Genomic DNA, 14413 nt, shown 5'->3' on the forward strand with positions numbered 1-14413 from the left:
GCTTGCGGCTGCGGGACCGGCGTCAGCCGGTGCCGCCGACTGTAATCTGATCGATCTTCAGTGTCGGCTGACCAACGCCGACCGGCACCGACTGCCCATCCTTGCCGCACACGCCCACACCGGTATCGAGCTTCAGGTCGTGGCCGACCATGGAGACGCGGTTCATCACCTCGGGGCCGTTGCCGATCAGGGTGGCGCCCTTGACCGGGGCGGTGATCTTGCCGTCTTCGATCAGGTAGGCCTCACTGGTGGAGAAGACAAACTTGCCGCTGGTGATGTCGACCTGACCACCGCCCAGGTTGGCGCAGTAAATACCCTTTTTCACCGAGCGGATAATCTCTTCCGGATCGCTCTCGCCCGCCAGCATATAGGTATTGGTCATGCGCGGCATCGGCAGATGAGCATAGGATTCGCGGCGACCATTGCCGGTCGCGGGCACGCCCATCAGGCGCGCATTCAGCTTGTCCTGCATATAGCCTTTGAGTACGCCGTTTTCGATCAACGTGGTGCAGTTGGAGGGCACGCCCTCGTCATCGATACTGAGCGAGCCCCGGCGACCTGGCAGGGTGCCGTCATCGACGATGGTGCACAGGCTGGAGGCGACCTTCTCGCCCACTCGGCCACTGTAGGCCGAGCTGCCCTTGCGATTGAAGTCACCCTCAAGACCATGACCGACTGCTTCGTGCAGCAACACCCCAGACCAGCCCGGGCCCATGACAACCGGCATGCTGCCGGCCGGCGCGGCGATCGCCTCGAGATTGACCAATGCCTGGCGCACGGCCTCACGCGCGTATCCCAGCGCCCGCTCCTCTGCCTCGAAATACAGGTAGTCGGTGCGCCCACCGCCGCCACTGCTGCCGCGCTCGCGACGCCCGTTCTGCTCCATGATCACGCTGACGTTCATGCGCACCAGCGGGCGAATATCACCGGCCCAGGTGCCGTCACTGGCAGCAACCATCACGGTATCGTGGACCCCGGCCAGGCTGACCGTAACCTGGCTGATACGCGGGTCGAGGCTGCGGGTAAAGGCGTCGATACGCTGCAAAAAGGCCACCTTGTCACCCTGCGGCAGCACATCCAGCGGGTTGTCCACGGCATACAGCGCAGCAGCCTGCGGACGTTGCCAGGCCTGCACGCTGCCGGCCTGGCCGGCCCGGGCGATGGAGCGCGCCGCGCCAGCCGCCTGGCTCAATGCCCCCAGACGAAGGTCATTGCTGTAGGCAAAGCCGGTCTTTTCTCCGGACAGGGCACGCACGCCAACGCCCTGGTCGACATGAAAGCTGCCGTCCTTGACGATACCGTCCTCCAGCACCCAGGACTCGCTGATCTGGTGCTGAAAATACAGGTCGGCGGCGTCTACCCCCGGCGCCTGTACCAGTGAGCCCAGTACGCCGGCTACGGCATCTGCGCTCAACTCGGCGGGCTGCAGCAGCGCCTGCTCGGCGCGGGCGACGATATCACTCATGTTCACTAAACTCCTTTGCCCGGCGGCAATGGCTCGGCCGGCAGGGCGAAACGACGATGTCGGGTTATCGGCATGCGCTCACGCACACTTTGCAACTGATCAGGCACCAGCGTACCGGTCACCACGCCCTCACCCGCAGCCAGACACTGCTGAACGGCGCCCCAGGGATCAATCAGGCAACTATGACCATAGGTCTGTCGTCCATTGGGATGCTCGCCCACCTGGTTGGCCGCCAGCACCCAACACTGGGTTTCAATGGCCCGCGAGCGCAACAGCACCTCCCAGTGCGCGGCACCGGTCACGGCGGTAAAGGCGGCTGGCACCACAATCAGTTCGGCGCCCTGGGCGCGCAACGCCTGGTAGAGCTCGGGAAAGCGCACATCGTAACAGATACTCAGACCCAGCCGCCCGACCGGGCTGTCGATGCACACCACCTGATCGCCAAAGTCGTAGTCCCGGGACTCGCGATAGCTGCCGTGACTATCGGCAACATCGACATCAAACAGGTGTAGCTTGTCGTAGCGTGCCACCTCCTGACCACGCTCATCGACTACCAGCTGACAGGCCATTGGCTTGCCGCCAGCCTGGGCCGGCAGCGGCAAGCTGCCGCCGACCAGCCAGACACCATGCTGGCGCGCCTGCGCGGCGAGAAAGCGGCGAATCGGGCGCGCCTCGCCCCACTCGGCCTCGGCAATGGCCGCCAGCGACGAGGTGCCCATGGCGGCGAAGCATTCGGGCAGCAGCACCAGTTCAGCGCCCTGCCCGGCGGCTTCGGCGATCAGCCGTGCGGCCACCTGCAGGTTTGCCGCCGGCTCCGGGCCGCTGGTCATCTGTACCGCAGCCACCGTTGCCATCTCATTCCTCCTCGAGCGCCGCCTTGTCGTCAAAGGCGCGGTCAAATTCAACATTGGGCTTTTGCCAGTCGCCGCTAATCCGGTATTTCACCGACGCAAAGCGCGCGACCTTGTCGCCCAGAATCTTGTCAGCCAGAAACAGCACCCCGCCAATCTGCGGCGCGCCGGCAATAATCGCGGCCAGCGGCAGATTGTTGGTCACCGGCAGTGTTACCAGCAGCCCCATGTCCGCCTGGTTGCTGCGCAGATTCAGCTTGCCTTCAAGCTGCAGTTTTACGCCGGGGCCCTCCAGCACAACCGGCTGTTCGCTGTGCAGCACGCCATTTTCCACATACAGGCCGGCGTCCAGGCTGTCGTAAGCGGTCCCCTTGCTGAACAGATCAGAAAAGTCGAGCCGCAGGCGCCGGGTCAGCGCATTGAAGTTGAGCAGGCCGAACACGCGCAACGCCTCGGCGCTGCCTTCGCCACTCTGCAGCATGCCATCGCGAGCCTCAATACCCAGCGTACCGGAGGAGGTGCGCAAGGCAAACGCGGCGGGAGAGCCGGGCCAGTTCAACGCAGCGTTGGTGACAAAGCGGTCGCTGGTGATGGTCGGTGCGTAACGCCAGTTCTTCAGCACCTCGCCGATGTCGTCAGCCTCCAGGCTGCCTTCGAAGACCGTGTGCGCCGGCGCCTCCCGCCAATCCATACTGCCCTTGATGCGCAAACCGCGCAGGTCGACATCCAGCTCCGGCAGATGGGCGCCGGTGGCGTCAGGACGCAGGGCAAACCGGGCGGCACCGATCGGGTCAGCGCCCCACGACAGCCGGTCGATATTCACATCCAGAGACGGCAGCGTGGAGGGTTTGATCCCCGCCAGGCGGTCCACCGGCTCGGCATCCGTTTCCCCTGGCTGCGGCAATGGCGGCGCGTCAGCACTCTCGGCACGCGGCAGACGCAGGCGACTGAGGTCCACCCGAATGGGCTCGCCATCGGGATCGGGCACCAGCACCTGCCCCGCCACATCGCTCTGCTCCACATCGATCTGCCAGCCAGCATTGCCGTGGCCGACGCGGGCCTGCAGATTGTCCAGCTCCAGGCCCATACCGACGAACCGGTCTGCCCGCACCTGCAACTGCCCCAGGGAACCGGAAAGCTGCCGCGGCCTGGCCGCACCGGAGGACTGCAAACCGGAAAGCCATTGTCGCCATTGGTCCCAGTCCAGCACCGGCAGACTGGCCTGCAGGTTGATGCCTGGCGCCTGCGGCAGGCTGGGCGCGCCGCTGGCGTAACGCACGTCTCCGGCCAGCTCACCGCCGCGATAGCGCAGCACCGCCTGCAGGCCGTCGTCGCTTTGAATCTGCCAACGCTGCTGGCCGTTCGCCAACGTCAGGTCGACCTGCAATGGGCGCGGCGTCTTCGCATCCTTGGCAAAGGGCTCGGGCAACGACAACACCAGACCCTTCAGGTCACTGCGCAGGCGGATCTGCTGACGACCGGCCTGCAGATCAACCCGAGCCTGCCAACCCAGCTCACCACTGAACAGCGAGGCCGGAACCGCCTCCAGCAGGGCCCAGCGTCGCAGCTGCTCGACACGGTGACGACCGTGCAACTGCAGGCGCTGCCCACGCTCACCCAAGGGCGTCAGCTGTCCCTCAACGGACGCGCCAAGAAAACGGGCAGACAGCGTGTCAGCACTCAGCCCTTCGCCACGAGCAAAGCGAAACTGCCCGTCAATCGCCTCCAACGGGGCCTGCAATACGGGGATGTTCACTTGCGCGTCAGCCAGTTGCCACTCAACCAGCGCCTGCGTCTGCGCCGCCTGCTCGCCGCTGCGGCGCAGCGGAATGGACAGCTGCAGTTCACCGCTGACCGCCCCCTCCCCACTCCAGCCGGCCAGCGGGTTGCCGGTCAGCTCGGCCAGGGGGCTGTCCTGCATCAGCTTGAGCGCATCGCTGACCGAACCCTCGAAAGCGGACTCGACCTGCAGCTGCAAGGGCCCGGTGGTATTCATCAGCTGACCATGAACGCGCGCACCATGGGCCTGAGCGCCCAACAATCGGGCATTGCTGGCCCGTATATCCAACGCCCCGCCACGCAGCAGCAAGTCTGCATCCAGCTCGGTCAGGGGCGGCCAGCCGCTCTGGAATACTAGCTCGCCACTGCGCAGCTGCGCATACAGGGCGATCTCGCGCTCCTCGGCACTCGCCCCCTTGAGCAGCGAGCCGTGGTACTCAAAGATCGCCAGCGGCACCTGACCTTGCACACCACTGGCAGCCATCCAGGTCGCCAGCGCCGGGCTGAACCCCCGCGAGCGCACCGGCAGATAGGCACGGTGTGCCGGGGCCTGACTGTTGCGCAGGGCGACCTGCAGATCCATCGTCGGGGTCTGCCCTGTGGGCGGCAAATGTAGCGACAGCGTCGCGCTGGCATCCCCATCTTCACCACTGACGGCCATGCCCGGCGAGTCCAGTTGCAACCCCTGCTCCTTGGACCAGCGCCAGTTCAGCAGGCCCTGAGCACGCTGATATTGCCAGGGCTCGGGGAACAGGTTGGGCAATTGCATGCTCCACTGCTGCGCATCCACGCGCAGCTCTCCCTGCTGCGGGCTACCCTGCACCGTGCCACTGACACCGGTGAATGACGGCGCGTTATGGAAAGCGGCCATGCCGACCTCTTCCAGCCGGCCGCTGAAATCCAGCGAGGTCAGATCACCGGCAGGGTCGATGCCGTTCACGCGGACCTGGCGCAAGGTGCCCTCGGGCGCCAGCTCATTGACCAGATCTGCTACCGGCTGGTCCGGCGCCAGCAACGTCAGCCAGGTGCCAAGCTTGGACAGGCGCAGGCGATCAAGGGCAACAGACCAATGCCCTTCAGCGCTCTCGCGCTCCAGTTGCAAGCGAGTGGTGGGCCAGACTTCCTCGCCCAGGTGCAGACTCAGGTCCTGCACCTGAAGCTGCTGGGTCTCACTGTCGTCGACGTATTCAAAGCGGGTAAAGAGGTCATGCAGCACCGGCTCGCGCTCACCGCTCTGCAGGCGAATCTGCGGGGCGATCAGGGTCCCTTGCAGGCGCTGCAGACGCTGATCCTGCCAACTGCCCCAGAAGCGCCCGCCGGCGGTCAATTCTCTCAGGTGCGAGCGCTCCAGCCACTCCAAGGGCAGCCAGCGGCTCCAGTCACTGGCCGGCAGTTCAACAAAGAAGCCAAGCGACGCGTCGGACAATTGCTCGCCAGGCATCAGGGCGCTGACCTGCCAGCGCAGGCGCTCGCCATCGGGCAGGCTCAGGTGCCCATCCAGCCGATGCCAACCGTCGCCATTGAGCAGCGTAAGGTCTCCGTGCTCGAACTGCCAGCGCGGCTCTTCAAAGGGGCTGACCTCAATGCGCGTATCAAGCAGCGTAATGCGCCGTTGCTGCTTGAGCGTACCGATGGCCTGCTCCAGCGCGCCGAGGCGCCGCGTGCGCTCGCCCACCCCCTGCATATGCCACTGGCCCTGCTCGTCCTCACTGAGCGTCAGCGCCAGCCCGCGAATCTGCAGCGCATCCATCACCGGGCGCTGCAGCCAAAGGCTGCGCCAGACATCCAGCCGCGCCGTCACATCGTCCAGATCGAACAACACCTCGCTGTCTGGCTGCAGACTTTCGTGCACCCGCAGACCGCGCAGCGTCAGCACCGGCTGAGCGCCCTGCATCTGCCCCTGCAAGGAGCGCAGCTCGATGTGCCGGCCGGTCAGTTGCTCAACCTGGGCAACCAGCTGCTCTTGATAGTTCTCGACCGTCGGCACCAGCAGGCGGCCGAGGCTGACATAGGCCGCCGCCAACAGCAGCCAGCCGACCAGCAGCAGGATCAGCCCGTTCAGTCCTCGTATCAGCCAGCGTCGCCTGCGCATTGCTCAGTCCGCCATCACATCAGCACCACGTCGTACTGTTCCTGGGTGTACATGGTTTCCACCTGAAACTTGATCGGACGCTCGATAAACAGCTCCAGATCCGCGACGTTGCCGGACTCTTCGTCCAGCAGGCGATCAATCACCGCCTGCGACGCCAGCACGGTGTAGGAGCCGGCCTGATAGGCGCGCGCCTCGCGCAGGATCTCGCGGAAAATTTCGTAGCACACGGTCTCCGGCGTTTTCTGAATGCCACGGCCCTGGCAACTCGGACAGGGCTCGCACAGCACCTGCTCGAGGCTTTCGCGGGTGCGCTTGCGGGTCATCTGCACCAGACCCAGCTCGGTGATACCGATGATATTGGTCTTGGCGTGATCGCGCTCCAGCTGTTTTTCCAGCGTGCGCTGCACCTGGCGCTGATGCTCCTCATCTTCCATGTCGATAAAATCGATGATGATGATGCCGCCCAGGTTGCGCAGACGCAGCTGACGGGCGATCGCAGTGGCCGCCTCCAGGTTGGTCTTGAAGATGGTTTCTTCAAGGTTGCGGTGGCCTACAAAAGCGCCGGTGTTAACGTCGATGGTCGTCATCGCCTCGGTCTGGTCGATCACCAAGTGGCCACCGGACTTGAGCATCACGCGCCGGTCCATGGCCTTCTGAATTTCGTCCTCGACGCTGTAAAGATCGAAAATCGGCCGTTCGCCCGGATAATGCTCCAGCAACTCCTCAACGCCCGGCATCAGCTCGTGCACAAACTGCTCGACCTTCTGGAAGGTCTCACGCGAATCGATCCGCACCTTCTCCAGCCTGGGGTTGGCCAGATCACGCAGGGTGCGCAGGGCCAGCGGCAGGTCTTCGTAGATTACCGAGGGGGCTGGCGCCGTGCCCATCTGCTGGGCGATCTGCTGCCACAGGCGGCGAACGTAGCGAATGTCGACCAGAATGTCCTCCGGACGGGCGCCTTCGGCGGCAGTGCGCAGGATGTAACCGCCGGCTTCGTCGATGTCCTCACTTTCCTGGCAGTCGGCGACGACCTGCTTCAGCCGCTCGCGCTCGGCTTCGTCTTCAATTTTCAGCGAGATGCCCACATGCGGCGTGCGCGGCATATACACCAGATAACGTGATGGGACCGAGAGGTGAGTGGTCAGGCGCGCGCCCTTGGTGCCAATCGGGTCTTTGGTGACCTGCACCACCAGCGCCTTGCCCTCGTGCACCAGTGCACTGATCGGCTCTACCGCCTGCCCCTCGCGCTGGGAGATTTCGGAGGCGTGAATAAAGGCCGCACGTTCCAGCCCGATATCGACAAAGGCCGCCTGCATGCCCGGCAGCACACGCACTACCTTGCCCTTGTAGATATTGCCGACGATGCCACGGCGCTGGGTACGCTCGATGTGCACTTCTTGCAGCACACCGTTCTCGACCAGCGCAACACGGGTTTCCATCGGCGTGATATTGATGAGAATTTCTTCGCTCATGGGCTCTCTCGCTTCTTGTCTGTCACCACAATACCGGTGATTGGAGCCCCGGAACAGCCGCGTCAGGGCCGTTGCCAGCAGGAAATGCCAAAGCCCTCAAGCAAACTGGCGGTCTCGCGCAGCGGTAACCCGACCACGGCGCTGTAGCTGCCTTCGATACGCTCGACAAAGACCGCACCCAGGCCCTGAATACCATAAGCACCCGCCTTGTCCGCCGGCTCGCCGGTATCCCAGTAGTCCGCCAGCTCCTGCGCACTCAGACGGCGGAAGCAGACCCGGGTATCGACCCGCTGCAGCGCGATACGTTCATCCCGGGCCACCGCGACTGCCGTCATCACCCAGTGCGCGTCAGCAGACAGGCGGCCCAGCATGTCCAGCGCATGCGCGCGGTCGCGCGGTTTGCCGAGAATCTGCCCGCCGTGCACCACCGCCGTGTCTGCCGCCAACACCACCCGACCGGGGCAGGCAGCAACGGCGGCCAGCGCCTTGTCACGGGTTACCCGCTCGACGTAGGCCTCAGGCGACTCGCCCGGTAACACCCGCTCATCAACCTCGCTGGGGCGCTGGGTGCAGGGCACACCGATCTGCGCCAGCAGCTCGCGTCGCCGGGGCGAGGCCGAGGCCAGCAACAGCTCAATTGACATGGAAACGCCGACGCACGCCGCGCAGCAACGAGAAGACCCAGGGCCAAAGCACCGCACTGACCACCGCCGGCAACAGGAACATCAGGGTCGGCGGCCGATTGCCGCTCAGACTGTTGAGCCAGAGCGCGACCATCTGGGCAATCCCAAAGACCGGCAGCATGACCAGGCTCTGCTGCCACAACGGGAAGCGGCGAATGCGCTGATACAGCAGCAACACCATCCAGACCACCAGTGTCATCACCAGCGCGTTTTGACCAAACAACTGGCCGAACAAGACGTCCGACAGCAGGCCCGCCAGCCAGGCGGTCAGCAGGCCGACCCGGTGCGGCAACGCCATGACCCAGCAGGAGAGCACCAGCGCCAGCCACATCGGGCGCGCCAGACTGACCGGCTCGGGCATCGGCATGACGCTGAGCAGCAGCGCCACCACAATACTCAGGATGATCGCCAGACTAGTCTGCATCGGCTGCCTCCCCGGCCGGCTGGCCCTCGCTGTCGGCGGCGGGCGTCTCTGCCGCCTCGTCACCAGCCGCTGTCGCCCCACCGTCCTGCTCGCTAGCGCCCTCGGTGCCCAGCTCCAGCGCCGGCAATACATCGCCGTAACCGCTCTCGGGGCTAAACACCAGCAGCAGATAGCGGCTGCGATTGAGCTGCGCCGACGGCGTTACCCGCACCTCGGCAAAGGATTGCGCCGGATGCCGCGTCACCGTCTGCACCCGACCGACCGGATAACCGGCCGGAAAGCGCTGCCCAAGACCCGAGCTGACCACAATGTCGCCCTCGCGTACGTCGGCGGTATCACCCACGTAGCGCAGCTCCAGCCACTCGTTACGACCCGTACCACTGGCAATGGCGCGCAGCCCGTTGCGATTGATCTGCACCGGCAGGCTGTGGGAAGCATCGGTTACCAGCAGAACCCGGGCACTGTGCGGCAAGACCTCGACGACCTGCCCCATCAGCCCGCTGGCATCCAGCACCGGCTGGCCAAGAAACACGCCGTCAGCTTCGCCCTTGTCGAGCAGAATGCGCTGGGTGAAGGGGTTGGGGTCGACACCGATCAGTTCGGCGACCAGTACGCGCTCATCCACCAGCGAGGACGAGTTGAGCAGTTCGCGCAGCCGCACGTTCTGTTCGGTCAGGGTGGCAAGTTTTTGCAGTTTGCGCTGGGTCAGCAGCGCTTCGGCGCGCAGCCGTTCATTGTCGGCAATCAGCGCGGCCCGGCTGGTGGTCAGTTCGCTGACCGTCTCCCATGCCCGCACCGGCATTTCAGCAGCCGAGTACAACGGCGCCACCAGCAGCCCGAGCTGGGCGCGCAGGGGCTTGAGGGCCTCAAAACGGGCATCGACCACCATGAGCACGATGGACAGCACCGTGAGCACGATCAGGCGGACACCGAGTGACGGCCCCTTGATAAATAGCGGTTTGATGGCAGGCTCCTCGCAGCCACTGGCGTGTTGCCGTCAACGACCCGCCGCATAGCGACGGGCCGGCCGCCGACTCACTCGGTCGACAGCAGGTCCATGGTGTGCTGGTCCATCATTTCCAGCGCACGGCCACCGCCACGAGCAACGCAGGTCAGCGGCTCTTCGGCAACAATCACCGGCAGGCCGGTTTCCTGGGTCAGCAGTTTGTCCAGATCACGCAGCAGCGCGCCACCGCCGGTCAGAATCAAACCACGCTCAGCGATGTCGGAAGCCAGTTCCGGCGGAGACTGCTCCAGCGCGCTCTTGACCGCCTGTACGATGGTCGCCAGCGACTCCTGCAGCGCTTCGAGCACCTCGTTGGAGTTGAGGGTAAAGCTGCGCGGCACGCCTTCGGCCAGGTTGCGGCCGCGGACGTCGACTTCCAGCATTTCGCCGCCCGGGAAGGCCACACCGATCTCCTGCTTGATACGCTCGGCGGTGGACTCGCCGATCAGGCTGCCGTAATTGCGACGCACGTAGGTGACAATGGCTTCGTCGAAGCGGTCACCACCAACCCGGACGGACTCGGCGTAGACGACGCCGTTCAGGGAAATCAGGGCGATCTCGGTGGTACCACCACCAATATCCACGACCATGGAACCGCGTGCTTCCTCCACCGGCAGGCCGGCACCGATGGCCGCAGCCATCGGTTCTTCGATCAGATATACCTCGCGGGCGCCAGCACCCAGGGCCGATTCGCGGATGGCCCGGCGCTCAACCTGGGTAGACTTGCACGGCACGCAGATCAGCACACGCGGGCTCGGTTGGATAAAGCTGTTCTCGTGCACTTTGTTGATGAAATACTGCAGCATCTTTTCGCAGACACTGAAGTCGGCGATAACGCCGTCTTTCATCGGGCGAATGGCCTGGATGTTGCCGGGCGTGCGTCCCAGCATGCGTTTGGCATCAGTACCAACTGCAACAACACTTTTCTGATTGCCGGCGGTGGTGCGAATGGCAACCACCGAGGGTTCGTCCAGCACAATGCCACGATCGCGGACGTAAATGAGGGTGTTGGCAGTGCCCAGGTCGATGGACAGATCACTGGAAAACATGCCACGAATTTTTTTGAACATGCGTTGACTAGACCCCGAGGACGCGTGGGTTAATGGTAAAAATATAAAGAAAGCACTGATAAACCACCTGCCCACTGCATCGCCGCACGGATGGATAGCGGCGAAAGGCCTTTAGGAAACAGGGCAAACAGGTAGCTAATCGGTACTTCCGGAAGTGTCGCAACTCTAACAATGGCGGGGTTTTTGGGCAAGGCGCGCTGTGGTAAATTCCCGCCTTTGCCCGCATTTCCCGTGGCGAACCACCCAACGGCGCCTGTCGCCAGCAGCCAACCGGAATTCTTCCGGCTACATGGAGCTTTACACATGTCCCTGGACCGCACCGATGTGGAAAAGATCGCGCATCTGGCCCGTATCGCCATCAGCGAGGATGAAATCCCCGCTACTACCGCCAAACTGTCCGGCATTCTGGACCTGATCGACAAGATGCAGGCGGTGGATACCAGCAACGTCACCCCGCTCGCCCACCCGCTGGAAACTATCCAGCGCCTGCGCGCCGACGAAGTGACTGAAAGCAACCAGCGCGACGCCTACCAGGCCATCGCACCGGCCACCGAAGAAGGCCTGTATCTGGTTCCCAAGGTCATCGAATAATCCTGCCGCGCCGACAAGAGACTACCCCCATGCACGAAAAAACGCTGGCCGAACTGTCCCAGGCCCTGCAGAGCAAGGCGCTGTCCAGCGTCGAGCTGACCCAGCATTACCTCAAGCGCATCGAGCAGCTTGATGGCAACCTCAACAGCTATATCACCGTGACCGCCGAATCGGCCCTTGAGCAGGCAGCCGCGGCGGACGCCCGCATCGCCGCCGGCAACGCCACCGCGCTGACCGGCATACCGCTGGCACACAAGGACCTGTTCTGCACCCAGGGCCAACGCACCAGCTGCGGCTCGAAGATGCTCGACAACTTCATTTCGCCGTACGAATCGACCGTCACCCAGCGTTTCCTCGACGCCGGCGCGGTCAGCCTCGGCAAGACCAACCTCGACGAATTCGCCATGGGCTCGTCCACCGAGTCCAGCTTCTACGGCCCGACCCGCAACCCGTGGGATACCGATCGGGTACCCGGCGGCTCCTCCGGCGGCTCCGCTGCCGCTGTTGCCGGACGCCTGTGCGTGGCAGCCACCGGTACCGATACCGGCGGCTCGATCCGCCAGCCCGCCGGCTTCACCGCCCTGACCGGCCTGAAACCGACCTATGGTCGGGTGTCCCGCTGGGGCATGGTGGCCTACGCTTCCAGTCTGGATCAGGGCGGCCCGATGGCCCGCACCGCCGAAGACTGCGCGCTGATGCTGCAGGTCATGGCCGGGTTTGACGCCAAGGACTCCACCAGCGTCGACCAGCCGGTGCCGGACTACAGCGCCGGCCTGAACGACTCGCTCAAGGGCCTGCGCATCGGCCTGCCCAAGGAGTACTTCGCCGCCGGCCTGGACGCTGCGACCAGCGATGCCATCAGCGCCGCGGTCAAGCAATTTCAGGCGCTGGGCGCCGAGATCAAGGAAATCAGCCTGCCGAACGCCGAGCTGGCGATTCCCGCCTACTATGTCATCGCCCCGGCTGAAGCCTCCTCCAACCTGTCACGCTTTGACGGCGTGCGCTTCGGCTACCGCTGCGACAACCCGGCCGACCTGACCGACCTGTACAAGCGCTCACGTGCCGAAGGTTTCGGCGCCGAGGTCAAGCGCCGCATCATGGTCGGCACCTACGCGCTGTCGGCCGGTTACTACGATGCCTATTACCTGAAAGCCCAGAAGATCCGTCGCCTGATCAAGAACGACTTCATGGCCGCCTATGAGCAGGTCGATGTGATCCTCTGCCCGACCTCGCCGACCCCGGCGTTCAGAATCGGCGAGAAGATCGACGACCCGGTCAGCCTGTACCTGACCGACATCTACACCATTACCGCCAACCTGGCCGGTGTTCCGGGCGTCGCCCTGCCCGCCGGGTTTGCCAACGGTCTGCCGCTGGGCATGCAACTGCTGGGGCCCTACTTCAGCGAAGCCCGTCTGCTCAACATCGCGCACCAGTACCAGCAGGTTACCGACTGGCACCAGCGCGCTCCGGCCGGCTACTGAGAGGATTGACAGCAATGCAATGGGAAATCGTCATCGGGCTGGAAATCCACGCCCAGCTCACCACCGCGTCGAAGATCTTCTCCGGCAGCGCCACCACCTTCGGCGCCGAGCCCAACACCCAGGCCAGCCTGATTGACCTGGGCATGCCGGGCACCCTGCCGGTGCTGAACGCCCAGGCCGTGCGCAACGCGGTCAAGTTCGGCCTGGCGATCGACGCCGAGATCGGCATGACCAACGTTTTCGCGCGCAAGAACTACTTCTACCCTGACCTGCCCAAGGGCTACCAGACCAGCCAGATGGATCACCCCATCGTCGGCAAGGGTCATCTGGACATCACCCTGGACGACGGCACCGTAAAACGCGTCGGCGTGACCCGCGCGCATCTGGAGGAAGATGCCGGCAAGAGCCTGCACGAAGACTTCCACGGCATGAGCGGCATCGACCTCAACCGCGCCGGCACCCCGCTGCTGGAGATCGTTTCCGAGCCGGACATGCGCAGCGCCAAGGAAGCGGTCGCCTACGCCAAGACCATCCACTCGCTGGTGCGTTATCTCGGCATCTGCGACGGCAACATGGCCGAAGGCTCGCTGCGCTGCGACTGCAACGTCTCGATCCGCCCCAAGGGTCAGGCCGAGTTCGGCACCCGCTGCGAGATCAAGAACGTCAACTCGTTCCGCTTTATCGAGAAGGCGATCAACACCGAAGTCCAGCGCCAGATCGAGCTGATCGAGGACGGCGGCAAGGTGGTACAGGAAACCCGCCTGTACGATCCGAACAAGGACGAAACCCGTTCCATGCGCAGCAAGGAAGAAGCCAACGACTACCGCTACTTCCCCTGCCCTGATCTGCTGCCCGTGGTTCTGGAGCCAAGCTTTATCGAAGAAGTCCGTGGCGAGCTGCCGGAACTGCCGCAGCAAAAACGCGAACGCTTCGAAAGCCAGTTCGGCCTGTCGACCTACGACGCCAGCGTCTTGAGCGCCAGCCGCGAACTGGCCGACTACTTCGAGCAGGTTCAGCAAACCTGCGGCGACGCCAAGCTGGCGGCCAACTGGGTCATGGGCGAGCTGTCCAGCCTGCTCAACAAGGAAGGTCTGGACATCGAGCAGTCACCGGTCAGCGCCACGCAGCTCGGCGGCATGATCCTGCGTATCAAGGACAACACCATCAGCGGCAAAATCGCCAAAATGGTGTTCGAGGCGCTGGCCGCCGGCGAAGGCGACTCCGCCGATGCGATCATCGACGCCAAAGGGCTCAAGCAGGTCACCGACAGCGGCGCGATCGAAGCCATGCTGGACGAGGTCCTGGCCGCCAACGCAGCCCAGGTCGAACAGTACCGCGCCAGCGACGAAGCCAAGCGCGGCAAGATGTTCGGCTTCTTTGTCGGCCAGGCGATGAAGGCATCCAAGGGCAAGGCCAACCCGCAGCAGGTCAACGAACTGCTGCGCAAGAAGCTGGAAGGCTGAACCGGCGAGCGGTGGTGCGGTCTCAGATCGCGCCAC

Annotated in this window: 11 protein-coding genes; 3 read left to right on the top strand and 8 right to left on the bottom strand. The window is 64.2% G+C overall.

Features of this window, described 5'->3' with window-relative positions:
- Nucleotides 1-22: 22 nt before the first annotated feature.
- The 8 genes from tldD to mreB form a co-directional block, all read right to left on the bottom strand.
- Nucleotides 23-1465, bottom strand: coding sequence for a metalloprotease TldD (gene tldD / locus CNQ84_RS01910; RefSeq protein ID WP_096003220.1), 1443 nt, complete (start codon nucleotides 1463-1465; stop codon nucleotides 23-25).
- Nucleotides 1466-1470: 5 nt separating this feature from the next.
- Entirely contained in the window at nucleotides 1471-2319 is an 849-nt protein-coding gene (locus tag CNQ84_RS01915; protein ID WP_096003221.1) for a carbon-nitrogen hydrolase family protein, read from the bottom strand.
- A gap of 1 nt (nucleotide 2320) precedes the next feature.
- A complete protein-coding gene (locus tag CNQ84_RS01920) occupies nucleotides 2321-6187 on the bottom strand; it encodes a YhdP family protein (protein ID WP_096003222.1) in 3867 nt (1288 codons plus the stop codon).
- A gap of 14 nt (nucleotides 6188-6201) precedes the next feature.
- Nucleotides 6202-7659: a ribonuclease G gene (gene rng / locus CNQ84_RS01925; protein WP_096003223.1), complete on the bottom strand. Its 1458-nt coding sequence runs from the start codon at nucleotides 7657-7659 to the stop codon at nucleotides 6202-6204.
- Between the two features lie 62 nt (nucleotides 7660-7721).
- Nucleotides 7722-8303, bottom strand: coding sequence for a Maf family protein (locus tag CNQ84_RS01930; RefSeq protein ID WP_096003224.1), 582 nt, complete (start codon nucleotides 8301-8303; stop codon nucleotides 7722-7724).
- A complete protein-coding gene (gene mreD / locus CNQ84_RS01935; RefSeq protein WP_096003225.1) occupies nucleotides 8293-8766 on the bottom strand; it encodes a rod shape-determining protein MreD in 474 nt (157 codons plus the stop codon). Before mreD ends, CNQ84_RS01930 begins: the two co-directional genes overlap by 11 nt.
- The gene (gene mreC, locus CNQ84_RS01940; RefSeq protein ID WP_174704236.1) at nucleotides 8756-9715 is read right to left on the bottom strand and encodes a rod shape-determining protein MreC; all 960 of its coding nucleotides are present in this window, start codon (nucleotides 9713-9715) and stop codon (nucleotides 8756-8758) included. Before mreC ends, mreD begins: the two co-directional genes overlap by 11 nt.
- Before the next feature lie 86 nt (nucleotides 9716-9801).
- A complete protein-coding gene (gene mreB / locus CNQ84_RS01945; protein WP_096003227.1) occupies nucleotides 9802-10842 on the bottom strand; it encodes a rod shape-determining protein MreB in 1041 nt (346 codons plus the stop codon).
- Nucleotides 10843-11145: 303 nt separating this feature from the next.
- Here mreB and gatC point away from each other — a divergent pair, with 303 nt between their 5' ends.
- From gatC to gatB, 3 genes are read left to right on the top strand one after another with little or no spacing between them, the layout of a single operon-like run.
- Nucleotides 11146-11433: an Asp-tRNA(Asn)/Glu-tRNA(Gln) amidotransferase subunit GatC gene (gene gatC / locus CNQ84_RS01950; protein WP_096003228.1), complete on the top strand. Its 288-nt coding sequence runs from the start codon at nucleotides 11146-11148 to the stop codon at nucleotides 11431-11433.
- A gap of 29 nt (nucleotides 11434-11462) precedes the next feature.
- The gene (gene gatA, locus CNQ84_RS01955) at nucleotides 11463-12914 is read left to right on the top strand and encodes an Asp-tRNA(Asn)/Glu-tRNA(Gln) amidotransferase subunit GatA (RefSeq protein ID WP_096003229.1); all 1452 of its coding nucleotides are present in this window, start codon (nucleotides 11463-11465) and stop codon (nucleotides 12912-12914) included.
- A gap of 14 nt (nucleotides 12915-12928) precedes the next feature.
- Nucleotides 12929-14377 (top strand): Asp-tRNA(Asn)/Glu-tRNA(Gln) amidotransferase subunit GatB, encoded by a 1449-nt coding sequence (gene gatB, locus CNQ84_RS01960; protein WP_096003230.1) that lies wholly within the window; start codon nucleotides 12929-12931, stop codon nucleotides 14375-14377.
- Nucleotides 14378-14413 lie beyond the last annotated feature (36 nt).

The organism is Pseudomonas abyssi (genome assembly GCF_002307495.1).
Classification (GTDB): Bacteria; Pseudomonadota; Gammaproteobacteria; order Pseudomonadales; family Pseudomonadaceae; genus Halopseudomonas; species Halopseudomonas abyssi.

What these genes read in the sequence shown, in the direction of transcription:
- tldD (WP_096003220.1), bottom strand. Translation starts at nt 1,465, where the DNA reads ATGAGTGATATCGTCGCCCGCGCCGAGCAGGCGCTGCTGCAGCCCGCC.
- CNQ84_RS01915 (WP_096003221.1), bottom strand. Translation starts at nt 2,319, where the DNA reads ATGGCAACGGTGGCTGCGGTACAGATGACCAGCGGCCCGGAGCCGGCG.
- CNQ84_RS01920 (WP_096003222.1), bottom strand. Translation starts at nt 6,187, where the DNA reads ATGCGCAGGCGACGCTGGCTGATACGAGGACTGAACGGGCTGATCCTG.
- rng (WP_096003223.1), bottom strand. Translation starts at nt 7,659, where the DNA reads ATGAGCGAAGAAATTCTCATCAATATCACGCCGATGGAAACCCGTGTT.
- CNQ84_RS01930 (WP_096003224.1), bottom strand. Translation starts at nt 8,303, where the DNA reads ATGTCAATTGAGCTGTTGCTGGCCTCGGCCTCGCCCCGGCGACGCGAG.
- mreD (WP_096003225.1), bottom strand. Translation starts at nt 8,766, where the DNA reads ATGCAGACTAGTCTGGCGATCATCCTGAGTATTGTGGTGGCGCTGCTG.
- mreB (WP_096003227.1), bottom strand. Translation starts at nt 10,842, where the DNA reads ATGTTCAAAAAAATTCGTGGCATGTTTTCCAGTGATCTGTCCATCGAC.
- gatC (WP_096003228.1), top strand. Translation starts at nt 11,146, where the DNA reads ATGTCCCTGGACCGCACCGATGTGGAAAAGATCGCGCATCTGGCCCGT.
- gatA (WP_096003229.1), top strand. Translation starts at nt 11,463, where the DNA reads ATGCACGAAAAAACGCTGGCCGAACTGTCCCAGGCCCTGCAGAGCAAG.
- gatB (WP_096003230.1), top strand. Translation starts at nt 12,929, where the DNA reads ATGCAATGGGAAATCGTCATCGGGCTGGAAATCCACGCCCAGCTCACC.